The sequence below is a fragment of the Rugamonas aquatica genome, assembly GCF_009380215.1.
Taxonomy (GTDB): Bacteria; Pseudomonadota; Gammaproteobacteria; order Burkholderiales; family Burkholderiaceae_D; genus Rugamonas; species Rugamonas aquatica_B.
Window position 1 is genome coordinate 1 of the sequence record NZ_WHUG01000015.1, and the last position, 24,912, is coordinate 24,912.

Annotated in this window: 15 protein-coding genes; all 15 read right to left on the minus strand. The window is 65.5% G+C overall.

The annotated features are described in order from the left end of the window. Positions 1 to 154 precede the first annotated feature (154 nt). The 15 genes from GEV02_RS26385 to GEV02_RS33480 all read right to left on the minus strand — a co-directional run bounded on the left by GEV02_RS26385 (position 155) and on the right by GEV02_RS33480 (position 24,889). The gene (locus tag GEV02_RS26385) at positions 155 to 733 is read right to left on the minus strand and encodes a hypothetical protein (protein WP_152840883.1); all 579 of its coding nucleotides are present in this window, start codon (positions 731 to 733) and stop codon (positions 155 to 157) included. Positions 734 to 736: 3 nt separating this feature from the next. Beyond that, the gene (locus GEV02_RS26390; protein ID WP_152840884.1) at positions 737 to 1,627 is read right to left on the minus strand and encodes a hypothetical protein; all 891 of its coding nucleotides are present in this window, start codon (positions 1,625 to 1,627) and stop codon (positions 737 to 739) included. Positions 1,628 to 1,642: 15 nt separating this feature from the next. Next, on the minus strand, positions 1,643 to 5,728 hold the full coding sequence (locus GEV02_RS26395) for an RHS repeat-associated core domain-containing protein (RefSeq protein WP_152840885.1): 4,086 nt from the start codon (positions 5,726 to 5,728) through the stop codon (positions 1,643 to 1,645). Continuing rightward, positions 5,725 to 12,618 carry an FG-GAP-like repeat-containing protein gene (locus GEV02_RS26400; RefSeq protein WP_152840886.1) on the minus strand — a complete coding sequence of 2,298 codons (6,894 nt, stop codon included), beginning with the start codon at positions 12,616 to 12,618 and terminating at the stop codon, positions 5,725 to 5,727. The genes GEV02_RS26395 and GEV02_RS26400 overlap by 4 nt, the downstream gene beginning before the upstream one ends. A 181-nt stretch (positions 12,619 to 12,799) precedes the next feature. Beyond that, the gene (locus GEV02_RS26405) at positions 12,800 to 15,256 is read right to left on the minus strand and encodes a DNA internalization-related competence protein ComEC/Rec2 (RefSeq protein WP_152840887.1); all 2,457 of its coding nucleotides are present in this window, start codon (positions 15,254 to 15,256) and stop codon (positions 12,800 to 12,802) included. Positions 15,257 to 15,340: 84 nt separating this feature from the next. After that, complete coding sequence (locus GEV02_RS26410) at positions 15,341 to 17,080, minus strand: ABC transporter ATP-binding protein (RefSeq protein WP_152840888.1); 1,740 nt, start codon at positions 17,078 to 17,080, stop codon at positions 15,341 to 15,343. Beyond that, on the minus strand, positions 17,077 to 17,973 hold the full coding sequence (locus GEV02_RS26415; protein WP_152840889.1) for an SDH family Clp fold serine proteinase: 897 nt from the start codon (positions 17,971 to 17,973) through the stop codon (positions 17,077 to 17,079). The genes GEV02_RS26410 and GEV02_RS26415 overlap by 4 nt, the downstream gene beginning before the upstream one ends. Next, positions 17,958 to 18,968 (minus strand): ATP-grasp domain-containing protein, encoded by a 1,011-nt coding sequence (locus GEV02_RS26420; protein WP_152840890.1) that lies wholly within the window; start codon positions 18,966 to 18,968, stop codon positions 17,958 to 17,960. Before GEV02_RS26420 ends, GEV02_RS26415 begins: the two co-directional genes overlap by 16 nt. 72 nt (positions 18,969 to 19,040) lie before the next feature. After that, positions 19,041 to 19,214, minus strand: coding sequence for a hypothetical protein (locus GEV02_RS33040; RefSeq protein ID WP_174999353.1), 174 nt, complete (start codon positions 19,212 to 19,214; stop codon positions 19,041 to 19,043). Between the two features lie 130 nt (positions 19,215 to 19,344). Beyond that, positions 19,345 to 20,145 (minus strand): CsgG/HfaB family protein, encoded by an 801-nt coding sequence (locus GEV02_RS26425; protein WP_152840891.1) that lies wholly within the window; start codon positions 20,143 to 20,145, stop codon positions 19,345 to 19,347. A gap of 171 nt (positions 20,146 to 20,316) precedes the next feature. After that, positions 20,317 to 21,285, minus strand: a complete 969-nt coding sequence (locus GEV02_RS26430) for a hypothetical protein (RefSeq protein WP_152840892.1) — start codon at positions 21,283 to 21,285, stop codon at positions 20,317 to 20,319. An 8-nt stretch (positions 21,286 to 21,293) separates the two neighbouring features. Beyond that, entirely contained in the window at positions 21,294 to 22,079 is a 786-nt protein-coding gene (locus GEV02_RS26435) for a TatD family hydrolase (protein ID WP_152840893.1), read from the minus strand. 4 nt (positions 22,080 to 22,083) lie between these two features. Then, on the minus strand, positions 22,084 to 22,779 hold the full coding sequence (gene lolD / locus GEV02_RS26440) for a lipoprotein-releasing ABC transporter ATP-binding protein LolD (protein ID WP_152840894.1): 696 nt from the start codon (positions 22,777 to 22,779) through the stop codon (positions 22,084 to 22,086). Continuing rightward, positions 22,772 to 24,037 (minus strand): lipoprotein-releasing ABC transporter permease subunit, encoded by a 1,266-nt coding sequence (locus tag GEV02_RS26445; protein WP_152840895.1) that lies wholly within the window; start codon positions 24,035 to 24,037, stop codon positions 22,772 to 22,774. The genes lolD and GEV02_RS26445 overlap by 8 nt, the downstream gene beginning before the upstream one ends. A gap of 171 nt (positions 24,038 to 24,208) precedes the next feature. Next, positions 24,209 to 24,889, minus strand: coding sequence for a PEP-CTERM sorting domain-containing protein (locus GEV02_RS33480; RefSeq protein WP_152840896.1), 681 nt, complete (start codon positions 24,887 to 24,889; stop codon positions 24,209 to 24,211). Positions 24,890 to 24,912: the final 23 nt, after the last annotated feature.

Sequence of the window (24,912 nt, forward strand, 5' to 3'; positions counted from 1 at the left end):
CCCGCGGCGCGCGCGCCCGGCGCACGCTGCTCGGCGCGCACCCGCGCCGGCCCGCTGCCGCCGGCAGCCGGCGCCATGTCCCGCCACCCCACCCACGCACTGAACAGGCCGGCCAGTCCCACCAGCGACCACGCGCTCTGGCGCGCCCCCCACGTCATGCCGGCTTCCGGTAGTACAGGCTAAACGTCAGTTGCACGTCCACCTTGACGTCGGCGGGCGTGCCGCGTCGTATCGACAAACCATCGAGCGACAAGCCCTCGTGGGCCGCCAGCGCATCGGCGAGAAAATTCTTGAGCCCGACGTAGTTGCCGCGCGCCCTGGCGTCGATGCGCAGGCGCGCGATGCCGCTGTCGGCGACCGGCCCGGCCGGCGTGCAGGTCGCCTCGGCCAGCGCCAGATCGCGCCGCTGGGCCAGCTGGTGCAGGTCCCGCATCAAGCGCGTGACGTCCTCCTCCGCCTGCAGCGGCAACGGCGATGGCGGCGCCTGGTCGGCCGCGCCGGCAGCGAGCACGGCCGCCACCCGCGCGGCGGCAGTGCGCAGTTGCGCGTGCTGCTCGCTCAGCTGCGCCAGCGCGCTCCAGCCGTAGATCAGCGCGGCGCAGGCCAGGCAGCCGGCGGCGTAGCGGCGGCGCGCCAGGCGGCGCCACGACCAGCCAGTCAGCGCCCGACGCCCCCAGCCCCCCACAGACATGCTCACTTTGTCGCGCGCGGCGACCGCCAGGCCATCACTCATCTGTCAACCCTGGCCGTGCGCATTCAGATGCGCGCCCAGCACCGTCATTGCCGTCGCCAGGAACACCAGGCCGAACCGCATCGCCCGATGGTCGTTGTCATGCTGCAGATAGCGATAGGACTGCGGAATCAGCTGCGACAGGTCCAGCATGACGGGGAAGTCGGGATACAGCGAGGCGGGCGCCGCAAAGGCTTGCTGCATCGTTCTTTTCACCACTCCGATTTCGCAGCGCCACACCGCATCAAACGGCTTGCTGCCGGCCACGGAAAACACCAGATCGGTTTCGCCGGAGACCAGTTGCAGGCTGAAGGCGTGCACGCCGCGCTTGCTGCGCCGGAGGTCGTGGGTAAAGCCGCTGCCGGCCAACAACTGCGTCATCGAGCGCTTGACGGCGGCAAAACTCTCGGCGCCGAGATCGAGCAACTCCGGCCGCTGGGAAAACAGCCGCGCCATCTCCTGCTGTTTCAGCAGCGACATCGCCTCGATGTAAGCGTGAAAAAGCAGCCGGTCCGCCTCGGCCGCCGACTGGAAAAACCGATCGTACCGCGCGACCACCCGTCGCAGGTGCTGCGCCGGCGCACTGCCGGCGACGCCATCGTCATCCAGGCCATCGAGCTGCGCCGACCGGTAATAGAGGTGTAGCTGCCGGCGGATAGCGGGCATCCATTGCGCAAACTGGCAGGTAAACATTTCGCGCACACATTCCCGGTAGTACAGGCGGCGGCTATCGACGTCGAACTCGCCGGCATCGCATTGCCGGAAGAATTCAAAAAACAGGCAGGGCAAGGCGTAACCCTGCTGCGCCAGGCGCTGCCACACCGTGTCGATGTCGGCGGCGGCGGCGTCGAGCCGCGCCAGGTCGCTGTCGGGAATAAAATGTTCGGCCAGTCTCATCGATGTCATCAGCGTCTACGGAATCGGGCACAGCGGCGGGCAGCCGGTCGGAATAATCGTCGGCGGCGGCCCGACCGTGGGCTGCCCCTGCGAACTGTTCTGCGTCTTGACCGCATTGCCCAGCGAGTACAGGATGGCGTGCGCCACGCTTTGTCCAGGCCGCTGCACCTCATACAGCACCAGGCCGTTGCCGCTGTTGGTGTACACATAGGTATTCACCACGCCCTGCATCGCCATGCTCTGCCCCACCGCCAGGAAGCGCAAGGCGTCGCCCTGCACATAACCGGTATTGTCAGTATACCGCCAAAGCTGGACGTTTCCGCTGACATAGCCCCAGAAACTATCGGCCTTGATTTCATAGAGCGGCCGCGGGGACGAGACAAAGGAGTCGACCAGATCCGCCCGGCCCACCAGGTCGCCCTGCATATTGCGGATGTTCACCTCGTTCAAATAGCCGTACTTCAGGGCGTACGCCTGCAACAGCTTGTGCGCTTCCTGCCCCTCTTTCAGCGATGCGGCCGCGTTAAAGATATAACCGAAGGCCGCCGTCTGTGCGCCGTTGGCGAACTTGCCGCCGCCCAGCACCGAGCCGGTGCCGCCAATGACGGCGCTGATCGCCATGCCGGCCGCCAGATTATTGGTCGCGCGCGGATCGGTGATCGGCAGCGCTGCCTTGCTGAACGCGGCGCTGAGCGCCCCCGAGCCGCATTTGCCACCGCTCATGACGCTGCTGGCGCAGCCGACCACCGCATGCGCGGCAATCGCTTCGCTGAATTTGCCGTAGTCGGTGATGCGGCCGCCGCTGGTCGAATAATTGTTGATCACCGTGCCGATCTGGAAGAAGGCGCCGGCGGTAAACGCCCCTTGCAGCGCGCCCTTGACGTTGCCGGTGGCGATGGCGCCGCTGGCAAAGCCGGTGGCCGCCGCCTCGCCGATGGTTTGCGGCACGCCCATCGCCGCGCTAAAGGCGATGCTGGTAAACGTGCGCGCCGTCTGGGCGTCGATGATGTTGGCTTTTTCGGCGACCCAGGCCGCGATCACCGTATAGATGATCCAATCGTCGATGCCGAACAACTGTCCGGTCGGATCCGAACACGTCACCGGATTATTGTAGCAATAGCCGTAGCGGTTGAAGTTCTGCAAGTTCACCGGATTCTGCACAAACGGATCCGGCTGCATGTAGGCGCCCAGGCGCGGATCGAAGGTGCGCCCGTTCATATGGATCAAACCGACGCTGTCGAGATGCTCATGGCCGGTATAACCGCGATTGCCCCCTTGATTGCTGCGTCCCCAGTCGCTGACGATCTTCCCGTCCGCGTCGTAGTTGCCGTCGATATAGCGGCGTTTGCCGTAAGGATCATAGGCGTAGCGCGCAGTCACCGCGCCGCCATGGTCGGTGGTGGCCACCAGGCTGCCCTGGTGGTCCTTGTGCCAGTACTCCAGCTTGTTCAGCGCCAGCGTCGGCAATACCGCGGGCGCGGTCTGGCCGGCCGTCAGCGTGGGCAGCGCGCCTTCCGTCACCAGCACGCCGACCCCATAGCCGGCCGCCGCCAGATAATGCCGGTTGCTGACCGCGCCAGCCTGCTCTTCGCTTTCAAACGATAAATGGCTGGCGTCGTCCGCGTGCATCATCCACGTGGTCCGGCTGACGCCGGCCTCCGTCCTGACCTCCTTGATGCGCTGATGGGATTCATCGTATTGCCAGGTGTACTGCGGCCCGCCGGCCGCGCCGGTGACGCCGCTCTGCGCGTCCGGCAGGTTGAAGCTGGTGTAATCGATCTTGCTGTAGGCGCCGCCGGTGGCAGTCACCATATTGCCGTTCTCGTCATAGGTATAGCTGGCCGCGACCGGGCCGCCGCTGACGCTTTGCACGGCATGCGGCTGACGGCTGCCCTTGTCCTTGTAGTTGTAGATGCCGACGTCGGTTTTGTACAGCAGGCTGCCGCCGGCGTTATATTGCAAGGTGACATTACGGACCTGATCGGCGGCCGTAATGGCCGCCGAAGTGACGGCGTAATTATGCAGGCGCCCGATCTCGTCATAGTCGAAATTATTCGTCACCGCGGCGGCGCCCTGGCCTTCGGTGCGTACTTTCAGGCGGTTCAGGCTATCCCACTCGTAGACATAGTTCATGACCGACTTGTCGTCGCCCGCCCCACCGGCGGTCTGGGCGTCAACCCGGCCGGTGCGCTCGTTGAACACCGACTTGGTGGTCACGCCATTGCCATAGACCTGCTGTTCAACATTGCCCCAGGCATCATATGCCAGCGCCTGCCACAGGAAACTGCCGGCCGGCAGTTGCACGGCCGGCCCCGCCGTTCCGCCCGGCGTGGCGGGCAGCGGCCGGATCGTGGCCGCCTGCGCCAGCGTCATCGCGCTCAGGAAGCCCTTGTCGGTATATTGGTAGTCGACCCGCAGGCCGCTCGGATAGACCTGGCTGGCCGGACGCGCCGTCACCGCGTCATAGCTGACGGCCGTGGTGAAGCTAGGGCCATTGCTGATATCGACCCGCGTATTGATCACCCTGCCGACGCTGTCGAATACATTGCGCCGGCGGCTGCCGTTGCTGGTCTGCGTTTCGCACAGCTTGCCCTGTCCGCGGGCGCAGACGCTGGCGTCGGCATAGTGATCGTAGTACCAGTTGCTGGTGTATTCGGGTTCGACGCGCTTTATCAGGCGGCTCAGCAAGTCGTACTCCATGGTGGTGGACTGGGCTTTGAGCAACTGCCGCGGACTCTGCTGCATCGTCATCTCGCCGATCGCATTGTAGCCATAGCTCCATTTGCCGCTGTCGGGATCGTCAACGCTCAGCTTGCGGCCACGGATGTCGTAGCTGAGGGTGACGGTGTTCTGCAGCCCGTCCTTGACGGCCACCAGGTTGCCGAAGGCGTCGTACATGTGCGCAATCTCGGCCGCCAGCGCATCGGTGACCCTGCCCACCCTGCCATCGGCGTTTTTTTCCACCTTGCTGGCCTGACCGAGATCGTTGGTGGTGGTGATCGTCATGCCCTGGTATTTGACGACGCTGCGCGCCGCCTGCATGCTGCCCAATGCGCCAAAGGCGGCGACGCCGTATTGTCCCTTGGGATCGCTGACATAGACTTCCACCACGCGCCCCAGTTCATCGTAGAGCTTGGCGCTGCCGCCGGCGCCCACCGTCCCGTTGCTGGTGGACGCGTGGCTGTCGAGGAAATAAGGCTGGCTGGTGACGGCTACCGCCCCCTGCGCCGTATACTCCGTATCCTGCGCAATCCAGCGGTCGCTGGCGCTGGCCTGGCCCTTGCCATCGAACGCCTCCGTCAAGGTGCGGATTTTTCTGCCGGCGCGATCCATATAGAGCCGCGTGACCGGTCCATTGCGTTGGTCATTGGCCGCCAGCACCGGCAGCTTATAGACAAAGCTGGCCGCATCGGCGGGAATTTCGCCGCTGGCCGGCGTGCCGCACATGCCGTTGTTGCTGCTGACGTCATTGCCCCAGCGCGGCAGATAGCAGAACAAGGTGATCGTCGCCGTGCCATCGGCCCTGACCTCTTTATAGGTGCGGCCAAAATCGTCGATCTGCCACGCGGTCGCCACGCCGTTGGGGCCGGAGATCGAGGTCGGCAAGCCGAAGCGGGCATCGTAGGCGCGCAGCTCGCCATGGTTCATGGCGCTGGTGGCGCTGACCGCCAGCGTGCCGGCGGCAATCGGAATATTGAGCACCGCCCCGGCGCTGCCGACCGTGGCCGCGTAGCTGCTGGCGCTGGAGCGCGCGCCGAACACCGCCGCCGCCGACGCGCCGTCGCAGTTCTTGGCGCTGGAAGAGGTACGATTGCCGTAGTCATCATACTGATACGTGGTCCTGACACACAGGTCGGGAATATCCGGCTCCATGATTTCAACCAGCAGCAAGCCGGTGACCGGATCATATTCGTAGGCGCTGCCGCGGCTGTAGTTCGATGGATCGGCCGGCACCACCGGAACGGCGGCCTGGGCGGCTGCTGCGCAGCCCAGGCCGAGCAGCAGCCCGGCGCGCATGGCGAGAGCGCGGCGGCGCCACCGGGCAAGCCGGAGCGTGGCCGCGGCGGCCACGCCGGCATGGGATAGGAACCGGCCGTTCATTGCACTCCTCCTTTCTTACCGTCATCGTCAGTCTGGCCGTTGGCGCCCGCCTCCGGCGGCGCAGCGCGTCCCGCGGCGGCCCGTTTGAAGGTCAGGGTATTGCTGGCGGCCTCGCTGTGGCCGAAGCCGTCGCTGACCTGCAACTGCCAGGTTTCCATCACGGTCTCGCCCTTGGCCAGCGTGGCGCTGAAGGTCGGGCCGGCGATGGCGGCGTTGGAAATGCTGGCGCGGTCTCCCGTCAGGCGGCTCCATGACAGCGTATAGGGGGCCTTGCCGCCGCTGACCACGGCGGCCTGGATAATGCTGCCGACGCCGCTGCCGGTGGCCGCGATATTGACCGCGCGCGCCGGCACCGTGACCGCCAGCTTGGCCGGCGTGCTGAAGCCCGTGGTGATGCTGGCGCTGATGGTCTTGCCGACCGCGTCGGTGACGGTCAAGCTCCATCCCGAACTCGACGAGCCGCCATAGGCGGCGATGACGCCGCTGACCACCGCATCCTCGGCACTGTCGTTGGCGATGGTCTGGGTGCCGCTCAGGCGCCGCCAGGCGTAGCTGAACGGCGGCACACCGCCGGTCACCGTCGGATGGATGGTGGCGCTGTAGCTGCCGGGGTCGGGCTGCACGCCGACCCCGTCGGCGGCCAGCGTCAGCCCGAGCGCCGCGCCCGGATAGGTGAAGGTGAGCACGATGGTCTTGGTCAGCGCATGGCCGGCCGCGTCGCGCACCACCACCTGCCAGGTTTCCTGCAGGGTTTCGCCCAGCGCCAGGCTGGCGCTGAGGGTGGCGTTGGGGATGGTGCTGTCCGAGATCACCGCGCGGCTGCCCGCCACCCGGCTCCACGCATAGCTGTACGGGGCGCGGCCGCCGGCCGGCGTCAGCAGCATCGCCCCGCTGGCCAGGCCCTTGGTGCCGGCCGAGGCGGTCAGCGTGCGGGTCGCCGCCAGCGTCGCGCTCAAGACGTCGGGCGTGATGACGTAGGTGTAGTAGTTGGCCAGCGCGACGGTACCGAAACTGTCGGTGATCGTCACGCGGTAGCCGTCCGACACCGTTTCGCCTTGCACCGCCGTGGTGGTGAAGCTGGGCCGGGCGGTGTCGGCGCCGGTCAGCGTGCCCTGGCCGGTGCCGCTGACGTGGGCCCAGCTGTAGCGGTAAGGCGGCACCCCGCCCGTCACCGTCATCTCGCCGAACTGGCCCGTGACCACGCCGGGATCGTTGGCGTTGATGGTCACGTTGGCCGGCACAAAGCGCGCCTGGATCGCTTCGCCCGGATACTCGAACGTCACCGTGGTACGCGCCGACGCCGTATGACCGGCGTCGTCGGTCACGGTCAGCTGCCAGTCTTCGGCCAGGCGTTCGCCCAGCGACAGCGTGGCGCGGATGCCGGGGCCGGTCGCAGAGGTCGGCGTCAGCGCCGCCGAGCGGCTACCGCTCACATGGGTCCACAGATAGGTATTGCCGCCGCTGCCGCCGCTCACCGTCAGGCCGTTGAAGGTGGCGCTCGCCACGCCTTTGTTGGCGGCGGTCGCGTCCAGCGCCGCCACCGTCGCCGGCAGCGTCAGTTTCAGTACCGCCGGCACGCCGTAGCTCAGGGCCAGGCGCCCGGTGATGCTCTTGGCCGCGCTGTCCTTGACGGTCAGGTCCCAATAGTCGCTGCCGCTTTCGCCGGCGGCCAGCGTCACCGCCAGGGTCGGGGCGGCGATGGCGCTGTTCGAGATCGTGGTGCGGCCGGCGCCGGTATGGGTCCAGCTGTAGGTGTAGGGCGGAATGCCGCCGCTGGCGGTCGCGCTGGCCACGGCGGAAATCGTGCCGGGATCGTCGCCGCTCAGCCGCATCGGGCTGGCCGGCGCGAACGTCAGCGCCAGCGCGGTGGCCGGATAGGTGAACGTCAGCGCCGTGCTGGCCGTGCTCTGGTGGCCGGCGGCGTCGCTGACGGTGACCGCCCAGTTCTCGACGAAGCTCTCGCCCACCGACAGCGTGGCGCTGACCAGCGGCGTCGGGTCGCTGCCGTCCGGCGTAGACGAGCGGCTGCCGCCGACGCGCACCCAACGATAGCTATACGGGGCGCGGCCGCCGGTCGGCGTCACGCTGAGCGTGGCCGAGGCGACGCCCTTGCTGGCCGCGCTGGCGGTCAGCGTGCGGGTCGCCGCCAGCGGCACGGCCAGCGCGGCCGGCGCGCTGAAGCCGATGCTCACGCCCTCGGCATAGGCCTTGCCGGTGCTGTCGGTGATGGTCAGCTTCCACGCTTCGCTGAGGTTGTCGCCGGCCGCCAGCACGGCGCTGAAATCGGGATTGGCGATGGCCGGGTTGGAAATGCTGATGCGGCTGCCGCTGGTGCGCGCCCATGCATAGCTGTACGGCGGCACGCCACCGGTGGCGGTGGCCGCCAGGTTGCCCGAGGCCGGCCCCGGATCGTTGGCATTGACCTTGAACGGCGCCGGCGCGAACGTCAGTCCCATCGCTGCCGGCGGGTTGTTGAAGGTGATCGCGGTGCTGGCCGCCTTGCTGTGGCCGGCCGCGTCGCTGACCGTGACCTGCCAGGTTTCCACCACGCTCTCGCCGGGCGTCATCGTCAGGCTGACGACCGGATTGGACAGCGCCGGATTGGACACCGTCGAGCGCGTGCCGGCAATGCGCTCCCATGCATAGGTATAGGGCGTGCGGCCGCCAGTCGGCAGCACGCCCAACGCGACGGCCGCGATGCCGGTGGCGCTGTTGGCTGTCACGCTGCGGGTCGCCGCCAGCGGCACCGCCAGCGCGGCCGGCGCGCTGAAGCTGACGTTGACCGAGGCGACGGCGGTCTTGGCGGCGACATCGGTGACAGTGACCTTCCACTGCTCGGTGAAGGCATCGCCCACCGCCAGCGTGGCCTTGACCACCGGGCTGGCGATGGCGCTGTTGCTGACGGCCGAGCGGCTGCCGCTGGTGCGGGTCCAGCTGTAGCTGTACGGCGCGACGCCGCCGGCCGGCGTCGCGGTCAGCGTGGCGAAGCCGTCGCCCGGATCGTTGACATCGATCTTCAGCGGATTGGGATCGATCTTCACCGTGAGCGCGGCGGCCGGCACCGCCAGCGTGACCGGCACGGACACCGAGATCACGCTTTTGGCGGCGTCGGTCACGGTCAACAACCAGGTTTCCGTGATATTGTCGCCCAGCGCCAGCGTGGCGCTGACCTGCGGCGCGGCGACGGTGTTGCTCGACAGCGAGCTCAGGGTGCCGTTGATCAGCGACCAGCGATACTGGTAAGGTGCGATGCCACCGGTCACTGCGGCGCTGAGCGCGCCGCTGACCTTGCCGGCCGCGGTGCCGATCACCTTCAGCGGGTTGGGCGTGACCTTCACCGTGTAGGCCACGCCCTTGGTGGCGCTGGCATATGGCGCCGAACCGGCCGAGGTCGGAATACGGGTGATGCTGTCGCCGACCGTGCCGGCGGTGCTGTTCTGCTGCTTGACGGTGGCCGCGGTCAGCACGTCGATCTGGTCCACCTTGGCGAAGCGCGCGGCCGCGCCCTGGCGGCGCATGCCCTGAGGCAGGTCCTTGACATGGCTTTCCGCCGTCACCCTGGCCGTTTTCAGACGGCCCAGTATCCACTTGTCATCCGCGGTGTTGTCCGGCTGATAGGTGTTGTCGGTGGTCTTGATGAACAGCTGCGTCTGCCCCAGCGCGACGCCCTGCGTATGGTTGACGATCTTGGTAACGTCGCCGCTGTCGTTGAAGGTATTGATGGTCGACACCGTCGGCAGCGTCGTGCCGTCCAGGTCCCAGCCCTCTTCTTGCGTGATGTACAGATAAGGGCGGCGCACCTTGGCGCTGGAATAGCAGGGATGGCCGGAGTTGGCGCCGGCTTCGGCACCGGCCGGCGCGGTCTTGTCGCAATAAATATTGTAGGTATTGCTGAGCACCTTGGACCCTTCGCCGCCCCAGATGTCGCCCAGCCAGGTACGGGTCAGCAACGCCGCGCCGGTGTTGACGCCCTCCTGCTCGAACTCGGTCAGCACGGTCAGGAATTTGCCGTTGACGGTCGGCGACTGGCTGCGCATTTCGCGGAAACCAAGCCAGCCGCGGCCATCGTAGGCCGAGCGCAGGCCGGCATACAGATAGGTGGTGGTCAGCGTGCCGGCGCCGACGCCGGTATCGGTGGTCATGCTGGTGACGACCGGCATCGGCAAGTTCAGGTCGCGCACCGGATATTTGGAGCGCAGGGTCTTGTCGCCGAAGTCGGCATAATACAGCGTACCGGCGGCGGCCAGCGAACCCCAGTTGAGCGAGGTCTTCAAGCCCGACGGCGAGACCACCGAGACCAGCTGATCGGCCAGCGCCGGCTCGCTCTTCTGGTACAGCACGTTACGCTTGGCGCCGTCGGGACCGCTGACCATGCGCAGGATTTCCAGCTGGCCGTTGCCGAGGAAATCGCCGGTCACGAAACCGTAGGAACCATCGCTGTGTTGCAATTGGTGCTCCGGCTGGTTCAGATTGAAGTCGCCGATGCGGAAGCTGCCGTCGCCGTTGCTCAGGTAGACCGTGTTTTGCGCCGGATTGTCGGACCAGCGCAGGATATCCCCGCGGCCGTCGCCGTCGAAGTCGCCGGTGATGAAGCCCATGTTCGGCACCTGGCTGTTCGGCACATAGCCGCCCAGCTCATAGCCGGCCGTGTTCAGATTGAAGTTGCGGGTAGCCAGCAGGTTGCCGGTGCCGTCGGCGACCAGGGCCGCCTGCGCGCCGGGCCAGTAGCCGGGCGTTACCGCCAGACAGTCGCTGCGGCCATCGCCGTTCAAATCCAGCAGGCGGTCGCAGCCGGCGCCGGACAGATCGCCGCCGAAGTCGAAATTGCCGTCGCCACGCGAGTACCAGGCGCCGCTGTCGGCCACCACGTCGGCCATGCCGTCGCCGTTGATGTCGCCGACGAACGGGCGCTGCTGCCCGCTGCCGGCCTTGGGGGCGGGGTTGGCGTACAGCGAATGCCCGGCCAGATTGGTATTGGTCTTCTCGACAAAGCTGCCGTCCGTTTGCGCCAGGTAGACGTGGCTGCAGGTCCTGCCGGCGCACAGGTCTTCCGGCGCCAGCGGCTTGGTCTCGTCCGCGTAAGCCGGGACGATGGTGGTGATAATGTCCAGCAGGCCGTCATTGTTCAGGTCCAGCAAGTGGTACACCGCGCCCTGCGATTGCGAATACACGTAGAAATAGCCTTCCGGGCAGCTCTGCAAGCCCTGTCTGACCGGCGGCGCGGCGCCGGGCTGACGCCCGCCCAGCGCCGCCGGCTGGCTCGGAACGGCCTGGGGGATCTCGCTGCGGCAATGGGCGACCGAGCGCTGCACCGCCGCCTCCTGGCTGAAGTCGATGCCGCCGATCGGCTTGGCGGTGAACGAGCCGTCGCCGTTCGACAGGTACAAGATGGTTTGCACCGTGCCGCAGGAGGTGCCGCCGCTGCTGCTCTTCATCGTGCGCAGGATGTCGGTGGCGCCGTCGCCGTTGAAGTCGGCGGCGATGGCCGTATAGCAGCCGTTGCTCTTGAATAAATTCTGATCGGTGATGTTGAATGCCCCCGCGCCGCTGCCGGCCGCGATCTGCGTAAAATTGCCGTTGCCGTCGTTGCGGTACAGCTGGTTCAGCGCCGGCGTGTCGGACCAGCGCAGGATGTCGGTGCGGCCGGTGCCGAAGAAATTGCCGACCAGGATGCCGGTGTCGCCCTTGGTGCTCTGCAAGGGCAAGCCCGCCAGACCGCCGGCGGCGAAATTGCCGTTGGCCGTATAGTGCAGGCCGCCGCCGTCCGCATAGTTGAACGTCACCGCCGGCAAGCAAACGGCGGTGTTCGCGCCCGCGCATTCGGTGATGCTTTTCAGGCGGCTGCGGCGCGTGACCGCGCCATTTTCATAGGTCAGCTTGACCACCTTGACCCGGACCGCGCTCGACGGCTGGGTGTCGCTGGTGGCCGGCCAGTTGATGTAGGTGGCGATGCTGTCCAGGCGGCGGATGCTGACGTTCTTCTGGCCCATATGGTAGGCCTCGCTCCTGTCCTGCGCCTGTCCCGGCGTATCGGCGCGGTCGCTATAGGTGAACACCATCTTGTTGGTCGGCGGCTGGCCGACGCCGTGGCCGGTGTAGCGGATTTCCAGCAGATTCCATTCATGGCCGCTGTTGGCATTGCTCGAACTGCGGCTCAGCGCCGTGCCCCAGGACACATCGCGCTGTTCGTACTGGAAGTCCATGTGGTTGCCGACACTGTCGAAGATGCGGCTGACGGCCCACGCCACGACCTTGTTGTTGACCGTGATGGCGGCATTGGCCCGGGCGTCGCCGGCCGCGCCATACTCGTACAACTGCCCGGCCTTGGTCCAGACCCGGAAATACAAGGGACCGTTGCTGCCGTCGGCGCCGGCCTTGCCGTAGGCGCGGATGCGCGCGTAGATGTCTTTTTCGGTGCGGAATTCGCGCACCATGCCATCGCCGCCGGCGCTGTCACCGCTCTGGAACGGATGGTCGGGATCGGCCACGACGGCGCCGTTGACGACGGCGCCACCGGCATCGGTCTGGATCAGGCGCTGACCGTCCAGGCACAGCTTGTCGTTGACGTCGTATTTCACCGCGCGCGCGGCGCCGTCGGTGACTTTGGTGGCGGGGCAGCGGGTAATCGTCGAGATTCCCTGGATGGTCCAGCCGCGCCCGACCGGGCCGTTGACTTCGCCGCCGCTATACAGCAGGGCGATATTCGGCGTCATGCCGGCGATGCCGGGTGGCGCGGCAATCTGGCGCGCATAGCTGGGTGTACCGTTGTTTGAAATACTCAGCGTCTGCGCCGTCGCAGCCGGCGCCAGCCAACCCAGTGTGGTTGCCGCAAGCACCCCCAGCAATACACGCGGCCACCATCGTTGACTCCAGATATATTTGCTATCCAAGCTCAGCTCTCCGCCCAGAAAATGGCGCCGTGCGCCAGATCGTTTGATTTAAATCAATATGATTCAATGTTTACAAAACAGAACCTTGAATAAAATGCAAACATTTCGTGGGCGATAGTAGCAACGTTTTCCTTTTAGAAATATATCCAAAAATCACACATTGCAAATTTAATTACAAGATTTAGCGCGCATACCAGTAGCGCGCATGCGTTTGCCGATAGCTGGCGATGTCGACGGCGTTGTCAAAATACAACGACAACGCGCCCATCTGGTCAGTGCGCCAGCGTTCGATCAACAGCCCCTGATAACGGTCGTCGACTGCCTGCTGCGGATGGTGATAGCGGTTGCGGTACCCCACCTGGAATACGACGCTGTGCGGCCGCACCGCCTGCAGGAAGGCGAGCGTGGACGACGTGCCGCTGCCGTGATGCGGCGCCAGCAACACGTCAGCCCGCAGCGTAGCGCCGGCGCGTCGTAGCAGCGCGGCTTCCTGCGGCGCTTCGATGTCCGCCGCCAGCAGCATCGATCTGCCGCCAGCCGTGATCTTCAACGTGCAGCCGCGCGCGTTGGGCTTGAGCGCGGCGTCGGCGTAGCTGGCCGCCAGCGGGTGCAGCAGCTCGAAGCGGACGCCGTCCCAGTCCCAGTGCTGGCCGGCCGCGCAATGCAGGTGGTGGCGAGCGGCCCTGGCGATGGGATGCTGCGACGGCAGCGAGGACAGCACCCAATCCACGCGCACGCCGTCCAGCACCGACAAGGCGCCACCCGAGTGGTCGGCGTCGCTGTGGGTGACGATCACGCCATCCAATGCGGCGATGCCGCGCGCTTTCAGATACGGCAGGATGACGCGGTTGCCCGCATTGGATGTCGCCGCGTACAGCGGGCCGGTATCGTACAGCAGGCGGTGCTCGCTGGTTTCGATCAGCAGCGCCGTGCCCTGGCCTACGTCGAAGGCGGTGACGGCCATGCGGCCTGGCGCCGGGTGCTCCGGAGCTGCGGCCAGCAGCGGTATCCAGGTCGCGAGGCCCAGCCAGCGTGCGGGCCATCCCCGTGGCGCCAGCAGCCAGATGGTGCCCAGCATGGCCCAGCAAAACAGCCAGAACGGCGGTGTCGGCGCGCTCCAGACGGCGTAGCGCATGCCACTGAACCACTGCAGGCAGACGGCCAGCCACTCCACCAGCAGATGTGCGAGGCCCAGCACCGGCGCGGCCAGCGCTGAGGGCAGCATGCTGCCGGCCAGCGCGAGCGGCGTCACCACCAGACTAATCAAAGGGATCGCCACGGCATTCGCCAGTGGACTGATCACCGATACCTGTGCGAACAGCAGCATCGTCAACGGCACCAGGCCGAACGTGACCGCGTACTGCGTGTGGGCGCCGACGCGCAGCGCCAGCCAAAGCCGCTCCAGGCGCGACGGCGCGGCAGCATCGCGCGCAGGCCGCAGCGTGGTGCGTCCCACCGTGGCATACAGGATCGTCGCGACCGCACCGAACGACAGCCAGAACCCCGGCCACAACACGGCCCACGGATCGATCAGCACCACCACGCCCAGCGCGCTGCACAGCACCTGCGTCACGCTGGCGATGCGGTTCAGCCACAGCGCGGCGGCCACCACCATCAGCATGTACAAGGTGCGCTGCGCCGGCACGCCAAAGCCGGCCAGCAGCACGTAGAGCAGCGCCACCGCCGCCCCCACCAGCGCCGCCACTTTCTGCGCGGGCAGCAGCAAGGGCAATTGCGCGCGCGTGAAGAACGAATGCCGCCACAGGTTGAACGCGGCCAGCGCGAACAGCCCCGCCACCATCGTTATATGCAGCCCGGAGATGGATATCAGGTGGCCCACGCCCGTGCGGTTGAAGACATTCCAGTCCGATTGGTCGATGCCGCGCTGGTCGCCCACCACCAGCGCGACGATCACTCCCGCATACGGCTTGTCCGGCAGCGCCGCCAGGATGCGTGCACGCAGCAGCGCGCGGGTATGCTCGATCACATTGCCGGCGCTGAAAACGAAACTGTCCAGCCGCCGGTTGTGCGGCGCGGGGCGCACATAGCCGGTCGCGCGCAGGCCTTGCTCCAGCAGCCACGCTTCGTAATCGAAGCCGTACGGATTCGCGTTGCCGTGCGGCCGTTGCAAGCGCACGGTGAGCTGCCAGCGCTCGCCCGGCTGCACGTCCCCGACCTCCGTTACCTCGTTGCGAAAGCCTGCGTACCAGGCCAGCGAAATATGCGGCGGCACGGCGCCCGGGGCCGCGCCCATAACGCGTTCGACGGCGAAATTGAAGCGCACTCCCTGATCGAAGCGGTACGGCAGGTTGTCGATGGTGCCGATCAGCGTGAAGTCGCGGCCTTCGTCGGCGGCCGCCAGTTGCGGCGCCAGCGCGCGGTGGGCCAGCCACGCGGCCCAGAAGAATCCGATCGCCGCGCCGGCCAGCAACGATGTCGCGCAGCGTAACGCCGCCACGATGGGGACAGCAGAGCAGATGCCCATGCCGCGCACTCGCCGCTGCAACCAGCCGTGCCACAGCAGCATCCACGCCGCCAGCAGTATCGCAGCCGCCACGCCCGCTGGCATGGACGGCAACAGCGCCTGCGTTTGCAGCCACGCCGCCCCTGCGGCAAAGCCTATCGTCACCGCCCTCATCGCGCAGTCCGGCCCGGCGGCCGCTCCTCAAGTATCTAAACAGTCCGATACTAAGCAGCCGACCTTATCGCCGCTTGATGCGGATCATGCGGCCGGCAACTGGCTCTTCATCAGGTGAAAGTACGGGCCGCTGCGCTGTGCGATCAGCTCCGCATGCGCGCCGCTCTGCACGACGGCGCCTTGCGCCAGCACCAGCACACGGTCGGCCTTGACGATGGTCGAGTAGCGGTGGGCGATGACGACGGTGGTGCGCCCCGCCATCAGCGTGTCCAGCGCCTGCTGCACCAGTTGTTCGCTGGCCGCGTCCAGGGCGCTGGTGGCTTCGTCCAGGATCAGGATCTTCGGGTCGCGCAGCAAGGCGCGGGCGATGGCGATGCGCTGTTTCTGGCCTCCCGACAGCTGCACGCCACGCTCTCCGACCACGGTGTCGTAACCGTGCGGGAAGCCTTCGATAAAGTCATGGGCGTTGGCCAGCCGTGCGGCATCGGCCACCTCGGCGCGTGTGACCTCGCGATCCGGCAGCGCGAAGGCGATGTTCTCGAAGATGCTGCCTGAGAACAGCGACGGCTCCTGTTCAACGATGGCGATGTGCGCGCGCACGCCGGCAAGGTCGAGCTGCTCGGCCGGCACACCGTCGAATGCGATACTGCCGCTGTCCGGCCGGTAAAAGCCGAGGATCATGCTGGCGATGGTGGACTTGCCCGCCCCCGACGCCCCCACCAGCGCGATGCTCTCGCCCGCCGCGATGGCGAAGCTGACATGGTCGAGCGCTTGTTTCTCCGGCCGCTCCGGATAGACAAAGCTGACATCGCGGAATGCCAGCGCGCCGCGCAGCGCGGCCGCGTCGGCAGGCTGCGGCTGCGATGCCTGCGCCTCGCTGCCGATGATCTCGAACACCCGCTCCGTGGCGCCGATGGTGCGCATCCAATCGCTCCAGAAATCGCTGACCGCGCCGGAGGAACTTGTCACCATGCCCGCATAGATGACAAAGCTGGTCAGTTCACCGACCGTCAGGCTGCCCTGCCCGATCAGCCGCGCACCCAGCCACAGCGTCGCCAGCAGCGCCACGTACATGACGAACGACGACACGCCACGAAACAATGCCACCAAACGCGTGTTGGCGATGGCGGCGGTCAGCGCATGCGCGGTGGCGTTTGCATACCTGGCGTCGGCGCCGCGCAGCTGGTTGAAGGCATGCACCAGCCGGATATTCGAAAAATATTCATGCGCCACGCTGCCGCAATCGGCCTGGCGCTGCCGGATATCGCGTGAACGCTGGCGCACATGCTTGCCCAGCCAGTCGCCCATGAAGAGCGTCAGCGGCACATACACCAGCAGTATCAGGCTCAGTACCGGAGAAATCAGCAGCAGCATGACCACGCAGCCCGCCAGCACGCACAGGGAGCGCAGCGAAATCGCCAATCCCATGGTCAGCGTATCGTGCAGGATTTCGACATCGCCCGACAAGCGGCTGGTCAGCTCGCCGACGTTGTGCTTGTCGTAGAAGCTGACCGGCTGCTGTATCAGCGCGCCATACAGCAGCCGCCTGATACGCGCGACGATCAGATGGCCGGTCGATTCGAACAGGTAGTAGCGCATCGTGGTCGCCACCGCCTGCAGCGCCAGCACCGCGGTGACCGTCGCGGCGAAGGGGCCGAACCAGCTACTGTCGCTTTTCAGGTCGATGTGATCGATGAAGTACGCCAGCGCCCTTGGATAACTCAACTCGACCAGCACCGTCAGCGCCATGAACATCAGCCCCACCGCCAGGCGCGGCACGAAGGCGCGCAGCAGCACCAGCCTTTGCAGATGGGGATTCGTCATGCGGCACCGGCCGTGCCGGCCAAGCCCGACCAACGCGGCAGCAGGCCATCCTGCCGGCGATAGCGCACCGACAGGCCTTCCCGCGTGGCCAGCAAGGCCTCCTGCACCGGCGCCTCGACCGATGGCCGCGCGCCGCCGCCGATATGGGCTTGCAACATCCGCGAGATATCCCAGGCCAGATCCTCGACCCTGGGTTCGCGCCGCACGCGCAGGCCCAGCGCCGCCATCTCCGCGCCGGTGATGGCGTAATCATGCGAGTGATAGCCGGACATCAGCTGTTCGACGATGTGCGCGCGCGCCTCGGCGTCGAGCTGCGGCAGCTGATAGCGCAGCAGCTCCTCGCCGATCTGGCGCAGTTCCAGCGTGGTGCGGTAGAAAGCCGTCAGCGTCGGCGGGAACACGCTGGAGCCCAGCAGCGACAAGGCTTCCGTCCGCGCCTGACCCGCGTCCGCGCCGAACCAGGCGGCGCACATCTCGCCGAACAGCTTGATGTCCTGCGACGATACGGCGGTCGAGGCGCCGCCCTCGGCATCGCCTTGCAGATGCGGATCGATCGGCGAGAACATCGCCAGCTCGCCGGCGATGATGTCGTCCGCCGCCAGCGTCAACAGCGTGGCCGACGACTGGCAGTAATGCGGCACGATGAAACACAGCTGCTGGCTGTACTGCCGCAGCAGCAGCGCGATGCGGCGCGCGGCGTTGACCATGCCGCCACGGCATTGCAGCACCACGTCCAGCCGCTCGCTGCGGCCGATGGCGCGCAGCTGCTGGTACAGCGCGGGCAGCATCTCCAGATCCAGCTGCGAGGCCGCCATCACCAGCACGCGGTTGCCGCGCAGCGCTTCGATCTGTTTGATTGTCTCCGGCAGATGCTCGTTCAACGGGTGCTGCATGCGGCCTCCTGCAACAGCTGGTCGGCCAGCGTTTCCAGCAGATTGAATTCGGGGATCAGCTGTTCGATGAACAGGAACTGTCCTGCGGGGTTATTCTCCAGGAAGACGTATTCGTTGTCCGGCGTGACGATCAGGTCCAGCGCGCTGTAGTTCAAACCATAGCTGGTCACCAGCTCCAGGCAGAGGCGCTCGATCTGCGGCGGCAGCAGCGTCGGCGTGTAGCGGATCGGTGCCGACATGTCGCGGCAATCGACCGTCGTGCGGCTGTCGTCCTGGCTGTGTATCCTGGCGGCGAACACGCGCCGGCCGATGACCGTGACGCGCAACTCGTACTGCTTGGCGATGTATTGCTGGAACTGGCAAGGCAGCTCGGCCACCGCATCGATGGCTTCCATCATGTCGTCGTCGATCAGGGTGGTGGTCAGGCCCTCGGCCACGCAATCGGCGTCGGCCACTTCTTCCGCCGCCAGCGTCGGCGTCGACATCGCTTTGAAGATCATCTGCCCCGGCAGCTGCGCGTGGAACTGCCGCACCTGCGCGGCCGAATTGGTGAGCAGCGTGGTGGGAATGCGAAAGCCCAGCCGCTGCGCGCGTTGCAGCTGCTCACCCTTCCACATGGCGCCGCGCATCGCCAGCGGATGGCTGACCCAGTAGCAGTCCAGGCCGTACAACAGGCCGAACAGCGCCTGCTCGCTTTCCATTTTGGCGTAGGCCAGTTCCTGCGGGCCGAGGTCTGCACTGCGGTAGGCAAAGTCGCCCGTCTTGCGGGCCCAGACCGCGCCGATATCCGCGATATCGATGCTGGCGCCCGATGGCAGGTGGCGAATCTCGCCGCGGCAGCCGTCGGGCTGGAAGGCTTGTATCAGTTCGTAATCGCGGGGGAAGGTATCGAGGTCGATGCGGAACCAGGCGCCGCCTTTGGCTGCCAGGATGGGGGTAATCAAATCCGCGTGGAGGTCGCCGCTGTGGGTGACGATCAGGATTTTTTTGGTCATGGAGAAGACTGTCGGCCGGGCGGATGGCCGATCCGGCAGATGCCGGATGCAGCCACCGCCGCTCTCAAGTGCTTAGCACCAGATGCCGTTGTCACGGCCGCCGTTACGGCCGGCACGGGCGTCAGGGCCGGTGCAGCCGGCCAGCGCCACGCCTTCGCGGGCTTTCCATTGTGGATCGGCTTTGGCTACAGCTTTTTTCTCAGCCAGTTTGAAGGCGAACAGCTTTGTCTCATTTTGCTTTTTCATTATTAGAACCTTTTCAGATAGTTAAAGTTCAAACGATTACCACGGGTAGTGGTGCAAGAACGATATCATTGACGATATTTCATGTCAATAAAGCTATTATGCCAATAGTGTCACAAATGCCGATCCGTGGTTATTTCACCGAAACGTCGGTGGCTTTGACGGCGACGTGATCGGTGATGTTCTTCGCCGCGATGGTCTCGGTCAGGAAGGACGTCGACTTGACCAGCAGGTCGCGCGCCACTTCTTCCAGCGGCGAGCCGCTGATGCTGGCGTGGCTGCCGCCCAGGCCCACGCCGCCGCCCCAGCCCAGCGCCGATACACCGAAACCGTTCTTCTCGTTATTCGCCTGGAAGGTTTTGGAGGCGATGATCTTGGCGCGCTTGACGTCCACCACGCGGATGTCCATGTTCATGTGCACCTTGGATTTCTTGAAGTCGACCGAGCCGGCCAGCAAGCCCAGCGGGCCTTTGAGGAAGCCCAGGCCACCCAGGCCGGTGGAGCTTTGCTCGAAGCCCAGCGAGGTGATCGATCCGGTAATCATGTAGTCGGCCGCTTCGGCTTCGACCTTCTTGCCGATCAGGGCCAGTTCCTTGTTGATCTCTTCCATCTCGGCGCGTTCCTGCACGTCGAAGCAGCCGGTCTGGGTCAGCGCGGTGGCCAGCATTTCGGTCATGCCGGTGCCGACGCCGGTGTAGCTTGGCTGCGACACATTGCCCTGGCGCTCCCACCAGCGGTACTGGCGCGGATCCTGCTGGCCGGCGCCGGACGAGCAATCGGCCGATTTGCACTTGAATTCGGTGAACACGACCTTGGCGGCCGGCTTGGCACACTTGGGAACGTCGATCTGGCGCTCGGAGACTTCGCTCGCATCGGCAAGGCACAGGACGGGGACAAACAGGAGGGCGGCGGCAATGCCAGCTTGAGATTTCATCGTGGGATCGTGAGAAGTGGAGGGGGAAAATTGACAATTGTGCACTGCGCCCCCATTGCACACTCTATCCAAATGTCACAAAGACATGATAAATCAACAAACTTTGAGATGACACAACACATCCTCCGATTTTTTGTGCTTGAGCCCGCCTGGAGCCCCGGCGATGTCAGCTTATTGCTTCACCGGTTTGCAACGCCGCGAATATGAGACCTGGCCATTCGAGGTAGCCGCCATCCCGCTGTAAATATGCCAATCGGTGGACGAGGTGTGAACCCGGCACTCGAACTGCTGCGCTTGAGATTTCATTGAAATATCTGGAATGGGATCCAGTTGGGTCGTCACCTTGTCCGCCGAGCCGGGGCATGACAATGAATGCTGCCCTGCGGACGCAGCGCTGCAAGGCGGCGCGGCGACCAGATCGGCATAGGTCCAGTTATCGGCGACTTTGGCGAAATCCACGGCGTAGACGCGATAGACCTGCGCCGTGAGATCCGCAGGAATTCCGGCGACATTCGGCAGCACGTCCTGCACCCGCAAGCCAGGGCACTGCGCCGTTGGCGCATTCATCTCAACGAAGAGGGTGGCCCTGGATTCGACGACGACGACGAACTTGACCTGCTGCCACAGCTCGGCCATGCGCCGCGAACGCGTCACCTCTTTAAGAACCGGGCAACGCTCACGCGGCAAGTGAACCATCACCCCGTGACCGTTCTCGGCGCCGGCATTCCGATAAAAGACGACCTCCTGGTGATAGTCGGATGAGTAACTATCGAAGGCAACGCTATCCAGCACCCGCACGCCCGGCTTGAAACTGTACGAAGGAATCAGCTTGGCGACGCCTGTAAAGCTGCGGTCTGGCTCCCCGATGTACGAAGTGAGGATAGGCGTGCGGTCGCTTGACGTCACATCGAAGTGGGCGAAGGTATAGTCGGCTGGACCGGATGCCTGGCACGTGCTGGAGCAACCCGGGCAATCGACGACGCACTCCTGATATGCCTTGAGCAGCGGGAAACGCTGGTCCAGCGTCACGGTGCGTATCCTGATATCGTAAGAGTCGCGATTAAAGCTCGGGTAAGCACACCCACTCAACATGGCGATCGACGCCACGACCGTCAACCAGCGGATCAATCTCATCGTCATAAATGTCTTTACATGCGGGTTAGTATTTGTTTGGCATTCGCCGTGGTCGCAAACGCGACCTCCTCCACGCTCATGCCGCGCAACTCCGCCAGCACGGCGCCGATGCGGGGTATTTGATCGGGGCTGTTACGGCCGGGATGGACCCAGCTCGGAGCGATATCCGGCGCGTCCGTTTCCAGCACGATGGATTCCAGCGGCAGCTCGGCCGCCAGCCGGCGGATTTGCAGCGCGCGCGTAAAGGTCATGGCGCCGCCGAAGCCCAGCTTGAAACCCAGCTCGATGTAGCCCTGCGCCTGCTGGAAGCTGCCGTTGAACGCATGCGCGATGCCGCCCGCAGGCCGGATCTGGCGCACGTGCTTGAGCACCACGTCCTGCGAGCGGCGCACGTGCATCAGCACCGGCAGCTCGAAATCGCGGGCGATCCTGAGCTGTTCGCGGAAGAAGAAAATCTGCTTCTCGCGCATGGCCGGCTCGGTCAGCATGGGGATGAAAAAATCCAGGCCGATCTCTCCCAGCGCGACGAAGCGGCGGTCGGCCATGGCGGCGGCGACCTGCTCGCGCAGCACGCGCAAGTCGTCCTCCTCGGCGTGCGGCACGTAGATCGGATGGATGCCCAGCGCGTAGCAGCCGTTGTCCACGCTGGAGGCCAGTTGCGCCACCACCGGGAAGTTGGCCGTCTCCACCGCCGGGATCACGATCATCGACACGCCCTGCTCCCGCGCCAGCGCCGCCTGCGCGGCGGACTCGCCGCCGAATTCGTGGGCATCGAGGTGGCAGTGGGTGTCGATCCACATGATGTCAGTCGACGTAGGGCTGCAAGCCTTCGTCGGTCAGGCGCAGCACGCGGTCGCAGCGGCGCGCCAGTTCGATATCGTGGGTGACGATGACGAAGGCCGTGCCCAGGGTGCGCGACAGCTCCAGCATCAGTTCGAAGATCTGCTGCGCGGTGGCGTGATCGAGGTTGCCGGTCGGTTCGTCGGCCAGCACGCAGGCCGGCTGCGTGACCAGCGCGCGCGCCAGCGCCACGCGCTGCCGCTCGCCGCCGGACAGCTCGCCCGGCACGTGCGTGACGCGCTTGGCCAGGTTGACGCGGGCCAGCAGCTGTTGCGCCGCGCTGCTGGCGTCGGCGCGCTTGACGCGGCGTATCATCAGCGGCATCGCCACGTTGTCGAGCGCGCTGAATTCCGGCAGCAGATGGTGGAACTGGTAGACAAAGCCCAGCGCCGCGTTGCGCAGATCGCCGCGCGCGGTTTCGCTCAGGCTGGCGAAGTCCTTGCCTTGCAGCGTGACGCTGCCACGGGTCGGCGTATCGAGGCCGCCCAGCAGGTGCAGCAGCGTCGATTTGCCGGAGCCGGAAGCGCCGACGATGGCCACGCGCTCGCCGCGCCGCACATCGATGTCGATGCCGTTCAACACCTGCACCGAGTAGGCGCCTTGGGTGAAGGTTTTGCCGAGGCCTCGGCAGGACAGGACCACAGGTTCCAGATTACTCATAGCGCAGCGCCTCCGCAGGTTTCACGCGGGCGGCCCACCAGCTTGGGTACAGCGTCGCCACGAAGGCCAGCACCACGGCCACGCCGCCGATCTTGAACACGTCCGGCCAGCGCAGGTCGGACGGCACGCTGCTGATGTAGTAGATATCCTTCGACAAGAACTGCACTCCCAATAAATGTTCGATAAACGGCACGATGACGTCGATGTTGAGCGCCACCAGCACGCCGCCGGCCACGCCCAGCGCGGTGCCGAGGATGCCGACCAGCGCGCCCTGGATCATGAAGATCTTCATGACCGAACGCGGCGAGGCGCCCAGCGTGCGCAGGATGGCGATGTCGGCCTGCTTGTCGGTCACGGTCATCACCAGCGTCGACACCAGGTTGAAGGCGGCCACCGCGATGATCAAGGTCAGGATGATGAACATCATGCGCTTTTCGGTCTGCACGGCGGCGAACCAGTTGGCGTTGAGCTTGGACCAGTCGCGCATGATAAGGTCGCCCGACATCGAATTCTTCAAGTCTTGCGCCACTTGCGGCGCGCGGTGCATGTCGGACAGGCGCAGGCGCAGGCCGGCCGGCGCGTCCATGCGCAGCAGTTTTTCAGCGTCGGTCAGGTGGACGAAGGCCAGCGCCGAGTCGAACTCGTTGTGGCCCGCCTCGAAGATGCCGACCACGGTGAACGAGCGCAGGCGCGGCAGCACGCCGGCCGGCGTCGGCTGGCCCTGGGCCAGCGCCAGCGTCACCTTCTCGCCGAGGTTGACGCGCAGCGCGCGCGCCAGCTCGATGCCCAGCACGATGTTGTAGCTGCCCGGCTGCAGCGCATTGAAGCTGCCGCGGCGGGTTTGCTTGGCGACATCGGAGACGCTGGGTTCCTGCTCCGGCAGCACGCCACGGATGATGGCCGGACGCAGCACGTCGTCGCGCACCAGCATGCCCTGGGTTTCGGCGAACGGCGCGGCGCCGATCACTTCGGGATTCTTGCGCGCTTCGGCGGCGGCGGCGTGCCAGTCGGGCATGGAGCCACGGGCGTCGAACACTTCGACGTGAGCCAGCACCGACAGCATGCGGTCCGTCACTTCCTTCTGGAAACCGTTCATCACCGACAGCACGACGATCAAGGCCGCCACGCCCAGGCCGATGCCGGCCATGGAAATCAGCGAGATAAACGATATAAAACTATTGCGCCCGCTGCGCTTGCCGGCCCGCGTGTAACGCAGGCCGACCAGCCATTCAAAGGGCAGGTTCTGGATAAGGCTCATGGGCTCCGAAGGAATTCAACATTGGTGAGCCCGAAGTGTGCCATACAAATAGGATTTCATGGGTGAAACACCGCACCCTGCCCCCATAAAAAAGCCGCGCCGGGCAGTGAACACTGCGCCGGCGCGGCCGATTCGCTTAAGAAGGCGTTAAAGCATTAACTCAAACGAGAATTACGCGAACTTTTCGCTTTTTTCCGACTTGCGGCGAGCAACCAGGCCGACCAGACCCAGGCCGACGACCATCATGGCCCAGGCATCGGCTTCAGGAACGGCGGACACGGTCAGCATGCCCTGCGAATCGGCGGCGCTGTAGGCGGTGTAGGTGTAAGTGCTGGCGATGCCGTGGTTGTTCACGAAAGCGACGGTCTTGTCCATCATCACGTAAGCGGCGGCGGTGACAGGGTCGGAATCGGGGTCGCCGCTCACCACGTTCGGCAGGTACATCTTGCTGGCTTGATTGTTGAAATCGTGGTCGTCCAGCGCTTCCCACAGCGCCAGCTGGAAGGCGGCGGCGTTGGTGGCGTTGTAGACGCCACCGGCGCTCAGCACATCGCGGTACGACGTTTCGTACAGCGCCTTGACATAGTCGGAGACAATGTAGCTGCCGTTGACGCCATAGCTGGCGGCCTTATTGGCGTTGACATCAGGCTCGATGCAGAAGGCCAGCGCGTTGACGCCGGTCAGCGACCAGGTGGTCAGGCTGGTGCTCACGCCGTGGCTGTAGATCTTGGCATCCCAGTTGTAATAGTCGACGTTCGATACTTCCCCCAGGGCGGCGTGGCTGGCGGTGGAGAACAGCAGTGCTGCGGCGACGGCGGCGGCTTTGATGGCGGTGTTGAATTTGATGGTCATGATGAATTCTCTTTTTTAAAAGT